This window comes from Proteus sp. G2626 (assembly GCF_009915985.1).
In the GTDB taxonomy this organism is placed as follows: domain Bacteria; phylum Pseudomonadota; class Gammaproteobacteria; order Enterobacterales; family Enterobacteriaceae; genus Proteus; species Proteus vulgaris.
Genome location: NZ_JAABNH010000026.1, coordinates 289,021 through 304,780, shown reverse-complemented (window position 1 = coordinate 304,780; position 15,760 = coordinate 289,021). Strand labels below are relative to the sequence as shown.

21 protein-coding genes are annotated in these 15,760 nt (G+C 41.4%); 20 read left to right on the top strand and 1 reads right to left on the bottom strand.

Going from position 1 to position 15,760, the window contains the following annotated elements:
* The 7 genes from GWJ05_RS12485 to GWJ05_RS12455 form a co-directional block, all read left to right on the top strand.
* Window positions 1-819, top strand: an 819-nt coding sequence (locus tag GWJ05_RS12485; protein ID WP_202612567.1) for a DNA cytosine methyltransferase, incomplete at its 5' end; no start/stop codon positions are given.
* Between the two features lie 92 nt (window positions 820-911).
* Entirely contained in the window at window positions 912-1,142 is a 231-nt protein-coding gene (locus GWJ05_RS12480) for a hypothetical protein (RefSeq protein WP_161680939.1), read from the top strand.
* On the top strand, window positions 1,135-1,500 hold the full coding sequence (locus GWJ05_RS12475) for a hypothetical protein (RefSeq protein WP_161680941.1): 366 nt from the start codon (window positions 1,135-1,137) through the stop codon (window positions 1,498-1,500). Before GWJ05_RS12480 ends, GWJ05_RS12475 begins: the two co-directional genes overlap by 8 nt.
* Entirely contained in the window at window positions 1,490-2,035 is a 546-nt protein-coding gene (locus GWJ05_RS12470; protein ID WP_161680943.1) for a phage N-6-adenine-methyltransferase, read from the top strand. Before GWJ05_RS12475 ends, GWJ05_RS12470 begins: the two co-directional genes overlap by 11 nt.
* Before the next feature lie 7 nt (window positions 2,036-2,042).
* On the top strand, window positions 2,043-2,249 hold the full coding sequence (locus GWJ05_RS12465) for a DUF4060 family protein (protein ID WP_087802142.1): 207 nt from the start codon (window positions 2,043-2,045) through the stop codon (window positions 2,247-2,249).
* A 204-nt stretch (window positions 2,250-2,453) separates the two neighbouring features.
* Window positions 2,454-2,690, top strand: a complete 237-nt coding sequence (xisR, locus tag GWJ05_RS12460; RefSeq protein ID WP_123822292.1) for an excisionase family protein — start codon at window positions 2,454-2,456, stop codon at window positions 2,688-2,690.
* A 4-nt stretch (window positions 2,691-2,694) separates the two neighbouring features.
* Window positions 2,695-3,996, top strand: a complete 1,302-nt coding sequence (locus tag GWJ05_RS12455; RefSeq protein ID WP_161681428.1) for an Arm DNA-binding domain-containing protein — start codon at window positions 2,695-2,697, stop codon at window positions 3,994-3,996.
* A 5-nt stretch (window positions 3,997-4,001) separates the two neighbouring features.
* Here the strand turns inward: GWJ05_RS12455 and fliE are convergent, their stop codons facing one another.
* Window positions 4,002-4,313 carry a flagellar hook-basal body complex protein FliE gene (gene fliE / locus GWJ05_RS12450; RefSeq protein ID WP_004248328.1) on the bottom strand — a complete coding sequence of 104 codons (312 nt, stop codon included), beginning with the start codon at window positions 4,311-4,313 and terminating at the stop codon, window positions 4,002-4,004.
* Between the two features lie 276 nt (window positions 4,314-4,589).
* Here fliE and fliF point away from each other — a divergent pair, with 276 nt between their 5' ends.
* From fliF to fliR, 13 genes are all read left to right on the top strand, one after another.
* Window positions 4,590-6,317 carry a flagellar basal-body MS-ring/collar protein FliF gene (gene fliF, locus GWJ05_RS12445; protein ID WP_036935773.1) on the top strand — a complete coding sequence of 576 codons (1,728 nt, stop codon included), beginning with the start codon at window positions 4,590-4,592 and terminating at the stop codon, window positions 6,315-6,317.
* Entirely contained in the window at window positions 6,314-7,312 is a 999-nt protein-coding gene (gene fliG / locus GWJ05_RS12440; protein ID WP_006533145.1) for a flagellar motor switch protein FliG, read from the top strand. Before fliF ends, fliG begins: the two co-directional genes overlap by 4 nt.
* Entirely contained in the window at window positions 7,305-8,024 is a 720-nt protein-coding gene (gene fliH, locus GWJ05_RS12435; RefSeq protein ID WP_036935771.1) for a flagellar assembly protein FliH, read from the top strand. Before fliG ends, fliH begins: the two co-directional genes overlap by 8 nt.
* Complete coding sequence (fliI, locus tag GWJ05_RS12430; RefSeq protein ID WP_036935769.1) at window positions 8,024-9,397, top strand: flagellar protein export ATPase FliI; 1,374 nt, start codon at window positions 8,024-8,026, stop codon at window positions 9,395-9,397. Before fliH ends, fliI begins: the two co-directional genes overlap by 1 nt.
* A gap of 30 nt (window positions 9,398-9,427) precedes the next feature.
* The gene (fliJ, locus tag GWJ05_RS12425) at window positions 9,428-9,874 is read left to right on the top strand and encodes a flagellar export protein FliJ (RefSeq protein WP_161681427.1); all 447 of its coding nucleotides are present in this window, start codon (window positions 9,428-9,430) and stop codon (window positions 9,872-9,874) included.
* Window positions 9,874-11,271 carry a flagellar hook-length control protein FliK gene (locus GWJ05_RS12420; protein WP_103004596.1) on the top strand — a complete coding sequence of 466 codons (1,398 nt, stop codon included), beginning with the start codon at window positions 9,874-9,876 and terminating at the stop codon, window positions 11,269-11,271. The genes fliJ and GWJ05_RS12420 overlap by 1 nt, the downstream gene beginning before the upstream one ends.
* A gap of 177 nt (window positions 11,272-11,448) precedes the next feature.
* Window positions 11,449-11,931, top strand: coding sequence for a flagellar basal body-associated protein FliL (gene fliL, locus GWJ05_RS12415; protein ID WP_006533151.1), 483 nt, complete (start codon window positions 11,449-11,451; stop codon window positions 11,929-11,931).
* Window positions 11,932-11,936: 5 nt separating this feature from the next.
* A complete protein-coding gene (fliM, locus tag GWJ05_RS12410) occupies window positions 11,937-12,968 on the top strand; it encodes a flagellar motor switch protein FliM (protein ID WP_023581831.1) in 1,032 nt (343 codons plus the stop codon).
* Window positions 12,961-13,371: a flagellar motor switch protein FliN gene (gene fliN / locus GWJ05_RS12405; RefSeq protein ID WP_006533153.1), complete on the top strand. Its 411-nt coding sequence runs from the start codon at window positions 12,961-12,963 to the stop codon at window positions 13,369-13,371. The genes fliM and fliN overlap by 8 nt, the downstream gene beginning before the upstream one ends.
* Window positions 13,372-13,374: 3 nt before the next feature.
* Window positions 13,375-13,821: a flagellar biosynthetic protein FliO gene (gene fliO, locus GWJ05_RS12400; RefSeq protein ID WP_036935761.1), complete on the top strand. Its 447-nt coding sequence runs from the start codon at window positions 13,375-13,377 to the stop codon at window positions 13,819-13,821.
* Window positions 13,821-14,591 (top strand): flagellar type III secretion system pore protein FliP, encoded by a 771-nt coding sequence (gene fliP / locus GWJ05_RS12395; RefSeq protein WP_087802139.1) that lies wholly within the window; start codon window positions 13,821-13,823, stop codon window positions 14,589-14,591. The genes fliO and fliP overlap by 1 nt, the downstream gene beginning before the upstream one ends.
* 14 nt (window positions 14,592-14,605) lie before the next feature.
* Entirely contained in the window at window positions 14,606-14,875 is a 270-nt protein-coding gene (gene fliQ, locus GWJ05_RS12390; RefSeq protein ID WP_036935757.1) for a flagellar biosynthesis protein FliQ, read from the top strand.
* A gap of 5 nt (window positions 14,876-14,880) precedes the next feature.
* Entirely contained in the window at window positions 14,881-15,663 is a 783-nt protein-coding gene (gene fliR, locus GWJ05_RS12385) for a flagellar biosynthetic protein FliR (RefSeq protein WP_036935755.1), read from the top strand.
* The last annotated feature ends 97 nt before the right edge of the window (window positions 15,664-15,760 follow it).

Sequence of the window (15,760 nt, the reverse complement as noted above, 5' to 3'; positions counted from 1 at the left end):
GAAAATAATCCAGATGCTAAATTCATGCTCGAAAATGTAAAAATGAAAAAGGAATTTGAGGAATATATAACATTACATACGGAGCGCGCATTAGGTTATGTAAATAAAACTCTTATTAATAGTTCATTATTATCAGCACAAAATAGACAGCGTTATTATTGGACTAATTTTGAAGTTAGCCAGCCAGAGGATAAAGGTATTTTGCTGAAAGATATTATTGATGATGACAGTATTACTGATAGAGAAAAGTCATATTGTATTGATGCTAATTACTCGAAAGGAACAAATTTAAATCAGTACCTAAATAAATCCAGACGGCAAATAGTATTTAGACCATGCGAACCAAGAGAGCGCATTAAGCAATCTAAAGACGGATTAATTCATGTTGCCAATGCATCTGACATTAGAGGTAACGAGTCTATACTGCGCGTTTATTCTGATGCTGGAAAAGCTCCAACGCTTTCAACGTGCCAGGGTGGGCACAGAGAGCCGAAAGTAGCAATCTATCAGCGTCCTCGAGGTAAAAATAATGGAGGTGTTCACACTGAAAAGTCACCAACACTCACATCTAATTCATGGGAACATAATAACACTCTGCAATATAGAAAATTAACCCCTAGCGAATGTGCAAGGTTACAAACGTTCCCCGATGGTTGGTGTGAAAATATAGTTTCAAATTCACAGTCATATAAATGTTACGGCAATGCGTGGACTGTTGATGTTATTGCTCACGTATTCAAATGTGCATATAGAGAAAATAAACATGAAGCTATTCGTCCTGTTGTTAATTATGAACAATCATGTAGTGCCAATATCTGATGATTTATACACGCAATCGGAATGCAATAAACGTGCTGAATATTTAATGTCAGTGAGGAATGTTGAAGTTATTTGTGGGGAGGTGATGAAAGATGAATAAACGAAATCAATTACTTAATCGTATTAATTGGGATGCTCAAGATGTTGGAATGATAAGACTTAGAAATGAAGATATTGGGAGTAAACTTCAAGTTCGATGTACTGCATTATGGAAAGAGTTATTAAATGCTGATATTCCAGCCGATGATTTAATTAATCGATTAACTACATTTCATAATGATGTTGAATTATCAGCAAAACAAACGGGATTGTATAATGAATAAATACACCGAACTCTCTGATTTCGAGATTAATAAAAAGGTATTCATTCTTAATTGTAAGGATGATTGCATTCAGTATAAAGATATCAAGCAACGCACTGGAAGTTTAAAGTTATTCCAGCGCCAACTAAAAGCCAATATTAAATATGATAATGAAGAAACATGGGAAGAAACAGAATGGATTGATTTCTTTGGTCACGCTATGGCAATGAGCCTAGTAGAGACAAATAAAATTGCCATTAGCTATGTAGATGAAATTTGGCAATGTGGCTCTGGTTGGAATGTAGCAGAAGATAAAAAATTAACTCGTGCCATATGCTTAGCATATTTATTAATGAAGGATGCGGAGAATGAAGGCTGACTACGGAGGTAGCCATACACCAAAGGAACTGCGTGATAGATGGCAAACTCCCCTACCTTTATTTACAGCACTGGACGCTGAATTTGGTTTCTATTTAGATGCCGCCGCCGATAAAAATAATGCGCTCTGTTCACGTTACCTCACTGAAAAAGACGACTCGTTAAATTGCGACTGGGAAAGTTATGGCGGTATTTGGATTAACCCGCCATATTCAGATATTCAGCCTTGGATTAATAAAGCCGCCGAACAATGTAAAAAGCAATTGCAACCTGTTGTGATGTTAATTCCTGCTGATACTTCTGTCGGTTGGTTTAATTCTGCATTAGAAACAGTCGATGAGGTGAGATTAATTACAGGAGGAAGAATATCATTTATTAATGCTGGTACAAACAAACCCGTCAATGGAAATAATAAAGGCTCAATGCTTTTAATATGGCGACCATATATCAAGCCACGAAAAATAATTAATACTGTCGATAGAGACGAGTTAATTAATATCGGCAATAGAATATTAAATGAATGGAAAATAGCATAGGTGAATTATGAGATTAATAATTCGCGGTGAAGTCACGCCCACAGAAAGGATAGCTATTAATGAGGCACTGGAAGCCCATAAAAAGAAATATAATCGAACTGGAATAATCGTTAATCATAAAATAAAGATAGGAAAGAATATCTACCCAGTCGAAATAGAAAACTGCCGTAGATCATACATGGTCACTTTGCGTAATAAAAGGCAAAGACTATGAATGCACAGGCAATGGAAAACGCGAGACGGCAAATAGCAAAGGAATGCTTAATCGAACTCAGAAGCCACGGAATACCAAACGACAAACTAACCACTCAGATCCTCGATAAATACACACCGAAGTTTAAGCCTCTAAATCACACAAAGTACAACACCAAAGATGTTATGTGCCAATACATCAGAAATCTGCAAAAGGAAGAGAAGAATGGATAACTTAACTCAGTTGATGCCAAATAAATGGGTGACAGAACCGCTTTTAGTTGCTATCACAGGAATGAAACCGGGAACAATAAAGCGAGCCAGGGAAAGCTCGTGGGCAATTGGTAGGGAGTATATTCACGTATCGCCAGAAGGAGAACCAAAGCCAAACTCAGAATGCATGTACAATCATCAGGCAATCAACGCATGGATTGAGAGACAAAAAAAGAAACAACCGAGGTGATGTAATGATCAAATATCCGACTGGAGTGGAGTTACATAATGGCTCTCTCAGGATAAATTTCGTTTATAAAGGAAAGAGGATCAGGAAATGGCTAGCTATGCCAGATACAGCGAAGAATAGAAAGATTGCTGGTGAGTATAGGGCTTCTATTGTTTATAAGATAAAAATGGGAACGTTTGTTTTTGATGATGAGTTTCCAGATGACAAGAGGAGCTCTTCATATTCAAAAGATATTAACTTCATAGAGCTTGTTGGCTTGTATATGGAGCTGAAGAAAACAGAGATAGCAACAAGCACATTGCGTCGTTATGATTCTATTTCTCGTTCGCTAATGCAATTCGTTAATTGTAAGAAGAGTATTTCCACATACACACCTGCTGATTTGCTAAGAATTAGAAATAAGCTACTTACAGAGCATCAGTTACCTAACAAATATAGACCAACACGAGATGATGGTAGAAGCGTTGCTACTGTAAATAACTATATGCGTATGCTTTTATCATTATTTAGGTTTGCCCATAGAAATAAATATATTAACGATGATATTACTGTTGACTGTGGCTATCTGAAAAAAGAAAAGCCTATTCCTGATCCTCTGACTGAGGATGAATTCAAAAGACTATTGCTAGCATGCCAGAATAATCAATCTAGAAACATGCTCATTCTATCTGTATATACAGGGTTAAGACCGGGTGAGCTAACAGGATTAGCATGGGAGGATATAGACTTAGTTAAAAAGACAATAATGGTCAGAAGGAGTGTTTGTGGCCCTTCCGATTTTTCATACCCGAAAACAGGTGCGAGCACTGATAGGATAGTTAGCTTATTAGAGCCAGCTTTTAACTGCCTAAAGGATCAGTCTCTATATACAAAGATGACAGCGCAAATTGACGTTAAAGTAAAAACTCGTGAGTTTAACAAATATCGAACCGACTCATGCACATTTGTTTTCCAACCATCCATTGTTAGTGTGAATGGCGTTATTACTAAATTTTATTCACCAGGAGGTTTTTCGCAAATATGGAGATCATTAATTAGAAGATCTGGTGTTAGACACAGAAAGTCATATCAAACAAGACACACTTATGCTTGCTGGATGCTATCTGCTGGAGCGAACCCAGCATTCATTGCAACACAGATGGGGCACTCGTCATCAAAAATGGTACACGATGTTTATGGAGCTTGGATGCCTGAGAACGATCAAGACCAAATATCGCTATTAAACCAAAAATTGAATGATTCTGTCCCCTATGTGTCCCCATCGAGTCACAATAAAGATAAAATTCGATTTATATCAAATAGTTAACTATATCACACCTGCATACTCATGATTTCTTGATAAGCGGCGACCAGCTTATTACGCACTTGTACGCCCATTTGTAATGAGATACTAGATTTTTGCATATCCACCATCACATCGTTTAATTCGACACCTGGTGTACCTAAGGTAAACGCTTGCACTTTGTTGGTTGCATTTACTCGGGTTTCATTAATTTTACCCACAGCTTGAACAAGCTGAGTAGCAAACCCTGCTTGTACTGGCTGGGGTTTTGCAATATTGGATGCTTGCAAAGTCTGGATTTGCATTTTATCCAGAACACTTTCAATAGCTGGAATTGACATATAAACCTCTGCGTTAATCATCTAATTCAATTACTGAATCAATGTCATAGTAAGGAAGTGAACCAACACGCTTACCGAGTTATACCCTAACACAGGGGCTTCATTCCAAAGCGAGTAATTGACGCAAAAGTTAAGGGCTAATTACGCCATTAAATGAAACGCAAAAGGCCAATAATGAGACACCTGAGAGTAGGTTTATTTATTTGCGTAAGGGGAGTCTGTTTTGTTACGCCACGCTTTTAGTATTCATCCCGAACTACAAGGCAAGGATTGTCTATGAATGCCGAAAAAACCGACGTTGTGAACCAGAAAAAGGGTTTTAACGCCATTATTAACCGGATTAAAGCCGATCCGAAAATTCCGCTCATTATTGCGGGTTCGGCGGCAATTGCCATTTTTGTTGCTGCATTTTTATGGTTACAAAGCCCTGATTACAAGGTGCTTTATAGTAATCTTAGCGATAAAGACGGTGGCGAAATTGTCACACAGTTAACACAAATGAACGTACCTTATCGCTTGTCACAAAATGGCGCAGCGATCATGGTGCCTGACAATCAGGTTCATGAATTACGCCTGAAACTCGCGCAAGCGGGACTTCCTAAAGGCGGCGCTGCCGGTTTTGAACTGTTAGATAAAGAAAAGTTCGGGATCAGCCAATTTAGTGAACAGATTAACTATCAACGTGCACTTGAAGGTGAGCTTGCTCGCACTATCGAGACATTAGGTCCTGTACAAAATGCTCGTGTTCATTTAGCACTACCAAAACCATCCCTTTTTGTTCGTGAACAGAAATCCCCTTCTGCATCCGTTACGGTGGGTCTTTTACAGGGTAGAGCACTGGATGAAGGTCAAATTAATGCCATTGTGCATATCGTTGCAAGCAGTGTTGCAGGCATGCCTGACAGCAGTGTGACCATTGTTGACCAAAGTGGAAAATTATTGACACAACCTGATGCGTTAGGTCGTGACCTTAACTCTATTCAGCTGAAATATGTTCAAGAGCTAGAAAGTCGTTACCAGCAACGTATTGAAACGTTACTTGGTCCAATTGTGGGTCGTGGAAATGTTCATGCTCAGGTGACTGCTCAAGTTGACTTCTCTCATACTGAAGAAACAGCTGAAGAGTACAAGCCGAATCAGCCTCCTAATCAAGCCGCGGTGCGTTCCAAACAATTGAGCCAAAGTGAGCAAAATGGTGGCATGTTAGCTGGCGGTGTACCAGGTGCATTATCTAATCAACCCGTAGCCCCACCTCAAGCGCCAATTGAAACTCCAAAAGCGCAAGAAGGTGAGAAAACAGATGAAGCCAATACAACGGGCACTAATCGTACATTAACGCGTAATCCAAACAGCAATAGCCGTTTAGATGAAACAACCAACTATGAAGTTGATCGCCGTATTCGCCATATAAAACGTCCAGTGGGCAATGTCGAACGCCTTTCTGTTGCCGTCATTGTTAACTACAAAACGATTGAAGACACGAAAGAAGCGGCTGAAGGCGAAGAGCCTGTTGTTGAGACTAAACAAATTCCGCTCACTGATGAACAAATTCAGCAAATTGAAGGCCTTGTTCGTGAAGCGATGGGCTATTCCCAAGAACGTGGTGACTCATTAAGTGTCGTGAACTCGCAGTTTAACGATACTGAAGAGAAAGTGATCACTATACCGGTATGGGAAAACCCAGAAATTCTTGCGAAAGCATTAGATTTAGGACGCTGGTTATTACTTGTCATCATCGCATGGATCTTATGGCGCAAACTGGTGAAACCACAGCTTGATAAACGCCGTGAAGCTGAAATTGCCGCACAGAAAGCTGTGCTGAAAACGAAGCTACAAGTTAAAGATGATGTTGATGAAGCAGAATTAGATGACGAAGCAAGACGTAAACAAGCACGTAAACGCGTCAGTGCCGAATTGCAGAGCCAACGTATCCGTGAAATGGCAGAGAAAGATCCTCGTGTCGTCGCAATGGTAATTCGTCAATGGATGAGTAAAGAGCAATGAGTAATAACTTAACTGGAACCGAAAAAAGCGCCGTTATGTTACTAACACTCGGTGAAGACCGAGCGGCGGAAGTATTTAAGCATCTAAGTACACGCGAAGTTCAACAGCTGAGTATTGCAATGTCATCAATGCGCCATATCTCAAATCAGCAACTGATTGATGTTATGGCAAGCTTTGAAGAAGATGCAGTTCAATATGCGGCATTGAATGTAAATGCGAACGATTACTTGCGCTCTGTTCTGGTCAAAGCACTAGGTGAAGAACGCGCAAATAATCTGTTAGATGAGATCTCTGAAACTCGTGAAACAACAACGGGTATCGAGACGCTTAACTTTATGGAACCTCAAATGGCTGCCGATATTATCCGCGACGAACATCCGCAGATTATCGCCACTATCTTGGTTCACCTCAAACGGGGTCAAGCAGCAGATATTCTCGCCCTGTTTGATGAAAAATTACGTAATGACGTGATGTTGCGTATCGCAACATTTGGTGGTGTTCAACCGTCAGCATTAGCCGAGTTAACAGAAGTACTAAATAACCTGCTTGATGGCCAAAACCTCAAACGTAGCAAAATGGGTGGTGTTCGTACTGCTGCTGAGATTATCAACCTGATGAAAAGCCAGCAGGAAGAGAATGTCATTACTGCAGTACGCGATTACGACGGCGAATTGGCACAAAAAATTATCGACGAAATGTTCCTGTTCGAAAACCTTATCGATATCGACAACCGTTCTATCCAGCGCATTCTACAGGAAGTGGAATCCGACTCCTTGGTTGTGGCATTGAAAGGATGCGATCAAGAGCTACGCGATCACTTCCTCAACAATATGTCGCAACGTGCTGCTGAAATCATGCGTGATGATTTGAATTCTCGTGGCCCTGTTCGTATGTCTCAAGTGGAAGCAGAGCAGAAAGCAATTCTGCTTGTGGTACGCAAATTAGCAGAGACTGGAGAGGTTGTTCTTCATGGAGGAGACGATACCTATGTCTGATAAACATACTGATACTAACTGGAAGCCTTGGGTTCCCAAAGAGCTCACTGATTGGGCATTAACTGTCGAGGAAACGACAGAAGACGAAAAGGAAGTCGAAAAACAGGAAAAAGAAGTCGTTCAGCAACAGAAAGTCCTTGAGCAAATTAATATGCTTGATGACATGAAAGATAAGGCCCAAAAATTGGGCCACGCTGAAGGCTTTGAGGCAGGGAAAAACCAGGGTTATCAGGAAGGCTATCAGGCGGGATTACAATCAGGTATTGAAGAAGGTATTCGCCAAGGTATCGCTCAACAATCACCATTAATTAATGAGTGGCAAGGGTTATTAGCTGAATTTAGACATTCGCTGAATGGGCTAGACAGTGTGATTGCATCACGCTTAATGCAAATAGCCCTCACAGCAGCAAAAGAAGTATTAGGCCAACCTGCTGTCTGTGATGGCTCTGCACTGCTTGCACAAATAACCTTAATGTTACAGCAAGAGCAAATGTTCTCAAGCAATCCACAATTAAGAGTGAATCCAAAACATATTCCACAAATTGAAAAAGAGCTGGGTGATTCCCTGTCTGCTCATGGTTGGAAAGTTGTTGCCGATAACAGTATTCATGTTGGTGGATGCCGTGTTGTAACAAATGATGGCGATCTTGATGCCACGATTGCAACACGTTGGCATGAACTTTGCCGTCTTGCCGCACCGGAGGCGTTGTAATGACAGCAAGATTGGGGCGTTGGTTAGAAAAACTCAGTGAAGCAGAAGCACGTTTAAATAAAATTCCACGTGTGCGTCAATATGGCCGTTTAACCAGAGCAACAGGTTTAGTCATGGAAGCTAAGGGGCTAGTTATGCCTCTTGGCTCTACGTGTTTAATAGAACGCACCATTGGCAAAACCGTCGAAGAAGTCGAAAGCGAAGTGGTTGGCTTTAATGGTAGCCAAATGTTGTTAATGCCTTTACAAGAAGTCGAAGGATTAACACCTGGTGCTCGTGTTTATGCCCAGGCTACCCCCGGTGGTGAAAATGAAGGTCGGCAATTACCACTAGGCGATGCGTTATTAGGACGTGTTTTAGATGGCTCGGGTTACCCTTTAGATGGTTTACCGCCACCAGATACGGGTTATCGAGCCCCTCTTATTACGCCCCCGATCAACCCATTACAACGAACACCGATTACAGATGTTCTTGATGTGGGTGTCCGTGCAATTAACGCATTATTAACAGTTGGTCGCGGTCAGCGCATGGGTCTTTTTGCAGGCTCGGGTGTGGGTAAAAGTGTGCTATTAGGCATGATGGCTCGTTTTACTCAAGCGGATGTCATTGTTGTTGGCTTAATCGGTGAACGTGGTCGTGAAGTGAAAGACTTTATCGAGAATATCCTTGGTACTGAAGGTCTGGCTCGCTCTGTTGTTGTCGCGGCTCCAGCTGACGTATCACCACTGCTTCGTATGCAAGGAGCTTCTTATGCTACACGTATTGCAGAAGATTTTCGCGATAGAGGTAAACATGTCCTGTTAATTATGGATTCACTCACCCGTTACAGTATGGCACAGCGTGAAATTGCGCTTGCAGTCGGTGAACCGCCAGCAACCAAAGGTTACCCACCTTCTGTCTTTGCGAAATTGCCTGCACTGGTCGAACGTGCAGGTAATGGTGTTGATGGTGGTGGTTCTATCACAGCTTTCTATACCGTTTTAACGGAAGGTGATGATCAGCAAGATCCGATTGCAGACTCTGCGCGCGCGATCCTTGATGGACATATTGTGCTTTCTCGCTCACTAGCCGAATCAGGGCACTACCCCGCTATTGATATTGAGGCGTCTATTAGCCGAGCAATGACGTCGCTAATTGATAAAACGCATTACCGTCGTGTGCAAGTGTTTAAACAGCTTTTATCAAGTTATCAACGTAACCGAGATTTAATTAATGTAGGCGCTTACGCCGCGGGTAGTGATCCAATGCTTGACAAAGCCATTGCACTTTATCCATCTCTCGCGAAGTTCTTACAACAAGATATCCAAGAGCAATGCAGTTATCAAAGTGCATGTGAGCAACTTAATCAACTGATCACACTAAACTCATTCTGAACATAATCAGAGAAAGTAAAGAGGGTTCCAATGCGGGAGCAGTCACCTTTAGTGACACTGAGAGAACTGGCACAGACAGCGGCTGAACAAGCCGCCATTCAACTGGCTCAGGTCCGGCAGAGTCATCAACAAATGGAACAGCAAATCAATATGTTGATTGGGTATCAGGATGAATACCGTGTACGTCTAAACGAAACGTTGAATTTAGGGGGGATGTCGTCAGCATCATGGCAAAACTACCAACAATTTCTCAAAACGCTCGAATTGACTATCGAACAACATAAACAACAACTTCAACATTGGCAGGCGCAACTTGACATTGCAACTGAACAATGGCGAGAAAAACAGCAACGACTCAATGCATTTGAGACTTTGGAGCAACGTGCGGAAGATAGCCGTAAGCGACATCTCGATCGTATTGAACAGAAACAAATGGACGAGTACGCACAGCGTAGTACTTTACGGAGAACAACTTGATGGAGATAACGCTTCTGACCATGGATGTCGCTGCAACCTCCCCGGGAACGACATCTGCCACACAAAGTCAGCCCGGTGATAATGCCCCGACTTTCGCTCAACTTTTGGGTTCTAAGCCCCAACAAGCGCAGAGTGATAAAAAGACAGCCAATATCGCAAACCATTCAACCAAAGAGAATAAAACACACTCTGACGAAGACAAAACAAAAGAAGACAATAGTCATCTTGTGTCTGTTTCCGCTGAGCAGAAAGTGACAGACGAGCCTTCTCTAGATAAATCTCAACTCACGCTCACATTGCCAGATAATGAACAATTTGTAGCGATTGTTGAAAATAGAATGCCCTCTTCATTAATGTCAGCAGAAGAGCTTGCTGCTGAGCTTCCCGTTCAATTAGCAGGGCTACCAGGATTAAAACGTCTCGCCTTACCTTCTGACACGTTGAATCAAGCCTTGCAGCAGCCACACGCGGTTAAAACCAATGAAGATTTAGCTTCGTTAACACACGCACTTTCAAAAGATACCGAGTTGTCGGACTTCAACCTTACCGACAAGCTTAATCTATCAAAATCAGATGAAAAGTCCTTGTTAACCCAGCTACGTCCAGAGACAGCGACATTAGCAACAGAAAGTACACTTGCTGGTGCTAATCAAACAGAAAAACCTTCTGCCAAAAAAGTTGATAGCATCGCAACCCTTTTAACGCCAACTGCAGAAAAAGTGAATGCATTGCTAAATGGGGATAAGCAAGTTGCCACTGCAAAATTAACGGACAATGTTGCTCAACAAATGGTGACCGGTAACCGTGTTGCAGAAAGCGAACTTCACAACACACTGCCTACCTCATCTTCTTTTGCTTCACAAGGCGTTACAGGTCATGCTCACTCATCAACACAACCACAAATGCAATTTTCACCAATGGCAACACAAGTATTAAATGCACAAGTGGGCACACCTGAGTGGCAACAACAGCTTAATCAGCAAATTGTGATGTTTAGCCGTAATGGCTTACAGAAAGCGGAGTTACGTTTACATCCTGAAGAGCTAGGTTCATTGCATATTCGCATGAAAATAGAAGATGGACAGGCTCAGTTACACCTTGCGTCACAAAGCGGTCAAGTTCGTTCTGTATTAGAAAATGCCATGCACCAATTGCGTCAAGCACTCTCTGAAAACGGGATCCAGCTCACGCAAAGTCAGGTGTCTAGCGACACTAATGACAGTTGGCAACAACAAAATATGTCAGATTCCTCTCAATTTAGTGGAGATGGTGCCGATAATCATCAAGGAAGCGAGGGTAATTCAATGCAATTAACCTCTGAACCGGCACTACAAAAGATAACTCTTACGCCTCAAGAATTAGCATCTGCTCGTGGTGGTGTTGATATTTTTGCCTAATACAAATGTATTGGGAAGACACACTATGTCAATAAACGTAAGAGTTAATGGTTTTTTCCCTATCTGTTTCTGCCATTAAAAAACAGAAATAGCGGGATAATTAAGGTTGATTTAGATGGATATGGAAGTCCACAACAGTGAACACGTATCCACTACAAAACAGGAATTTAACTGTCCATGTCTAATTACAGCAATGAACGTAAAAGCTATAGCTTAATTCTGATCATCGTATTACTGGTGATCGCCATTATTGCAGCGGCATTCGGTGGATATAGTTGGTGGGCATTGAAGCATGCTAAATCAGGTTCAGCGGGCACTAGTCAGCAAAAAGTTATACCAGCACCCGTTTTTATGTCATTAGAACCCTTTACGGTAAATCTAATTGATGACGAAGAACACTTAGACAGAGTGCTCTACATAGGGATCACATTAAGATTACATAATGAAGACACTCGTAAGCGTCTACATGATTATTTACCTGAAGTTCGTAGTCGCTTGTTATTACTGCTTTCTCGTCAACAGGCTAATAAGCTTGCGACAGACAATGGAAAACTCCAGCTAATGACGGATGTAAAAGAAACGCTGAGACCGACTCTCGTACCGGGAGAATCTGAACAGATCCTCTCCGATGTACTGTTTACCACGTTTATTCTGCGATAATCATTATGAGCGATAATATCCTTTCACAGGCAGAGATTGATGCTCTGTTGAATGATGACACATCAGGTGACGACGCCAAAAAAAGCGCGAACAGGGAACCTGCGATAGCGAAGGATCCGAATGAACCGGATATTCAGCCTTATGACCCCAACACGCAACGCCGTGTGGTTCGAGAACGTTTACAGTCGTTAGAAATCATTAACGAACGCTTTGCGCGTCAATTCCGTATGGGGCTGTTTAACATGCTCCGCCGGAGCCCTGATATTACTGTTGGTGGTGTTAAAATCCACCCTTATCACGACTTTGCTCGTAATTTACCTGTACCAACAAATCTTAACTTGGTGCATTTAAAACCATTACGAGGCACCGCGTTATTTACCTTTGAACCGAATCTGGTTTATATCGCGGTAGATAACCTGTTTGGTGGTGATGGCCGTTTTCCAATCCCTGTGGAAGGACGTGAATTTACCAACACAGAGCAACGGATCATCAACAAAATGTTGAAGTTGGCACTGGATGCCTACCGTGATGCTTGGGATTCCATTTTCAAAATTCAAGTTGAATATGTTCGTTCTGAGATGCAAGTGAAGTTTACCAATATCACCTCATCACCGAATGACATTGTTGTTACGACACCTTTTCAGGTAGAGATCGGTTCAATGGTCGGGGAATTTAGCATTTGTATTCCATTTGCCATGATTGAACCATTACGTGAACGACTGATTAATCCACCAATTGAAAATGTTCGTCAAGAAGATGGGGTTTGGTTAGATAGTTTAGTCAACCAGGTTCAGCATTCAGAACTTGAACTGGTCGCAAACTTTACTGACATCCCACTGCGTTTATCAAAAGTGCTTACACTTAAAGAAGGGGATGTTATCCCTATTGATAAACCAGAAAGATTGATTGCACATGTTGATGGTGTGCCCGTATTAACAAGCCAATACGGTACAGTAAATGGGCAATATGCCCTTCGTGTTGAACACCTAATTAACCCTGTTTTAAACGCTCTGGATGAGGAACAAACCAATGAGTGATGCAAATCGCCCAACTGATAATTCACAATCGGCTGAGGATATGTGGGCTGATGCAATGGAACAGCAAACTGGGAAAAGCCAGGATAATAGTTCCGATTTATTTGAACATCTTTTACCTGAAGACGATACGCTTAATCACCTATCCGATATCAATTTGATCATGGATATTCCAGTCAAATTAACGGTAGAATTAGGCCGCACCAAAATGACCATTAAAAAATTACTCAGCCTATCTCAAGGTTCTGTCGTTTCACTGGATGGTTTAGCTGGTGAGCCTCTTGATATTCTTATTAATGGCTATTTAATCGCTCAAGGTGAAGTTGTCGTTGTTTCTGATAAATACGGTATTCGTATTACCGATATTATTACACCATCAGAACGTATGCGTCGTCTGAGTCGTTAATCTATGGAACAGCTTCCTTCCTTTTCCAGCCAAGGTGCGGTAAATACTACCGCGCCCGCTATAACACAGACCGTTCAACCCACTACACAACCCTTGCCTGTCAGTCAAAGTCTTGCTCAAGTCAGCACGGCGCTTGCAGGCATCATCGTTCTTATTATTGTTGCTATGTGGTTATTTCGTCGCTTTGGTTTTGCCCGTGGCTCATTAAAAGGCACAACAACACAGCTTAACGTTAAGGCAAGTTGTTCATTGGGTACAAAAGAACGTGTGGTGGTGGTTGAAATTGAACAGGAATGGCTTGTGTTAGGGGTAACACCATCACAGATAAACCTGTTGCATAAGTTACCAATCCCTGAAAAAGCCTCGCAGGAAGCGACAACATCATCTACATCGCCATTGTTTACTCAATTATTACAAAAAACGCTAAAGCGAGATAAAGGCAACTCATAATGCATCAGTGTGTCACTTTTTTTAACGCATTAACGCGTTGGCGTCTCTTCGCTAGTGTGCTGGTTTTAATCTTGTTCCCGACCAGTGCGTTTGCTCAGTTTCCAAGTGTTATTACACAACCTTTACCGGGTGGTGGCCAAAGTTGGTCATTGCCAGTACAAACCTTGATTTTCATTACAGCATTAGGTTTTATCCCTGCTGTTTTGCTGATGATGACAAGTTTTACTAGGATTATCATTGTATTAGGGTTATTACGTAATGCATTAGGAACACCATCAGCACCACCAAACCAAGTGGTTCTTGGTTTGGCGTTATTTATGACCTTTTTCATTATGGCGCCTGTATTTGATAAAATTTATCAAGATGCCTATATGCCATTTACTGAAGATCAAATTACCTTTGAGCAAGCATTAGAGAATGGTTCTAAACCTTTGCGCCAGTTTATGATGCAACAAACACGTGAAACTGACTTAGCGCTATTTGCTCGTCTTGCTGATGCACCTGCGTTTGAAACTCGCGAAAGTGTGCCCATGCGTATTTTGGTGCCTGCTTATATTACGAGTGAACTAAAAACCGCCTTCCAAATCGGTTTTATGATTTTTATTCCTTTTCTTATCATTGACTTAGTCGTTGCTAGTGTCTTAATGGCCCTTGGTATGATGATGGTGCCTCCTGCAACAGTCTCATTGCCTTTTAAACTCATGCTTTTTGTGTTAGTTGACGGTTGGCAATTAATACTAGGCTCGCTCGCACAAAGCTTTTTTAATTAGCGCAGAGGTAATCTATGACACCAGAATCTGTCTTAGCACTAGGTACAGAAGCGATGAAAATCGCTTTATCTCTCGCTGGCCCTCTTTTATTGTCAGCACTTGTGACGGGTCTTGTGATCAGTATGCTTCAAGCAGCAACGCAGATAAACGAAATGACATTATCGTTTATCCCTAAAATTCTTGCGGTATTAGTGGCTATTTTAGTCGCAGGACCTTGGATGTTAAGCTTGCTTATTGATTATATGCATAACTTATTTACAGGCATTCCTGGAATGATTGGTTAATTGCAATGATAACTCTGACCAGTGAAATGCTTAACGGCTACATGAGTGATTTTTTCTGGCCATTTGTGCGTATTCTTGCACTTTTTAGTACTGCGCCACTATTTAGTGAAAAGCAGACACCGAAGAAATTCCGTATTGCACTCGCTTTTTTAATTACAGCATTAGTCGCACCTGGCTTACCACAAAGTAATGTGCCTTTATTCTCGCTTATTGCCTTTTGGGTTCTGTTGCAGCAAATTTTGATTGGTACAATTCTAGGGCTATCGATGCAGTTGGCATTCGCTTCTGTTCGTCATGCCGGTGAAGTGATTGGTTTACAAATGGGGCTTTCATTTGCTACCTTCGTCGATCCATCGGGTGGCCCTAACATGCCTATTTTGGCACGTATCTTTAATATGTTGACGATGTTACTATTTTTAGTATTTGACGGACATTTATGGTTAATATCAATATTAGTAGATACATTTTATGTCGTTCCTATTGGAAATCAAACATTTAACTCAATCGGCATTCTCACTTTAGTTCAAAGTGGAGGCACAATCTTTATTAACGGTATGATGCTAGCCATGCCATTAATCACCCTACTCCTTGTTCTTAATCTTTCATTAGGTATTCTAAACCGTATGACACCACAACTATCTGTCTTTGTGGTTGGTTTTCCGCTTACCCTCACCATAGGCATGTTAGCATTATCGATGATTATGCCCGCATTACCTGTATTTACAGAGCGCGTCTTTAGCGATACGTTTAATCGCATCACTTTAATATTACACCAGTTGATTTCTTGAGATTTAAATCAAGTTACCTATTCTTGTATAATATATAAATACTAAGCACTATAAAAACAAAAGCTCAAACACATCTCCACACGAACAACTATTAACC

Bases quoted from the DNA above. Each gene is read 5' to 3' on its own strand.
- fliH (WP_036935771.1), top strand. From the start codon at position 7,305: ATGTCTGATAAACATACTGATACTAACTGGAAGCCTTGGGTTCCCAAA.
- fliL (WP_006533151.1), top strand. From the start codon at position 11,449: ATGTCTAATTACAGCAATGAACGTAAAAGCTATAGCTTAATTCTGATC.
- fliN (WP_006533153.1), top strand. From the start codon at position 12,961: ATGAGTGATGCAAATCGCCCAACTGATAATTCACAATCGGCTGAGGAT.
- fliR (WP_036935755.1), top strand. From the start codon at position 14,881: ATGATAACTCTGACCAGTGAAATGCTTAACGGCTACATGAGTGATTTT.
- xisR (WP_123822292.1), top strand. From the start codon at position 2,454: ATGGATAACTTAACTCAGTTGATGCCAAATAAATGGGTGACAGAACCG.
- fliO (WP_036935761.1), top strand. From the start codon at position 13,375: ATGGAACAGCTTCCTTCCTTTTCCAGCCAAGGTGCGGTAAATACTACC.
- GWJ05_RS12455 (WP_161681428.1), top strand. From the start codon at position 2,695: ATGATCAAATATCCGACTGGAGTGGAGTTACATAATGGCTCTCTCAGG.
- fliI (WP_036935769.1), top strand. From the start codon at position 8,024: ATGACAGCAAGATTGGGGCGTTGGTTAGAAAAACTCAGTGAAGCAGAA.
- fliE (WP_004248328.1), bottom strand. From the start codon at position 4,313: ATGTCAATTCCAGCTATTGAAAGTGTTCTGGATAAAATGCAAATCCAG.
- GWJ05_RS12470 (WP_161680943.1), top strand. From the start codon at position 1,490: ATGAAGGCTGACTACGGAGGTAGCCATACACCAAAGGAACTGCGTGAT.
- fliP (WP_087802139.1), top strand. From the start codon at position 13,821: ATGCATCAGTGTGTCACTTTTTTTAACGCATTAACGCGTTGGCGTCTC.
- GWJ05_RS12475 (WP_161680941.1), top strand. From the start codon at position 1,135: ATGAATAAATACACCGAACTCTCTGATTTCGAGATTAATAAAAAGGTA.
- fliM (WP_023581831.1), top strand. From the start codon at position 11,937: ATGAGCGATAATATCCTTTCACAGGCAGAGATTGATGCTCTGTTGAAT.
- GWJ05_RS12480 (WP_161680939.1), top strand. From the start codon at position 912: ATGAATAAACGAAATCAATTACTTAATCGTATTAATTGGGATGCTCAA.
- GWJ05_RS12420 (WP_103004596.1), top strand. From the start codon at position 9,874: ATGGAGATAACGCTTCTGACCATGGATGTCGCTGCAACCTCCCCGGGA.
- fliJ (WP_161681427.1), top strand. From the start codon at position 9,428: ATGCGGGAGCAGTCACCTTTAGTGACACTGAGAGAACTGGCACAGACA.
- fliF (WP_036935773.1), top strand. From the start codon at position 4,590: ATGAATGCCGAAAAAACCGACGTTGTGAACCAGAAAAAGGGTTTTAAC.
- fliG (WP_006533145.1), top strand. From the start codon at position 6,314: ATGAGTAATAACTTAACTGGAACCGAAAAAAGCGCCGTTATGTTACTA.
- fliQ (WP_036935757.1), top strand. From the start codon at position 14,606: ATGACACCAGAATCTGTCTTAGCACTAGGTACAGAAGCGATGAAAATC.
- GWJ05_RS12465 (WP_087802142.1), top strand. From the start codon at position 2,043: ATGAGATTAATAATTCGCGGTGAAGTCACGCCCACAGAAAGGATAGCT.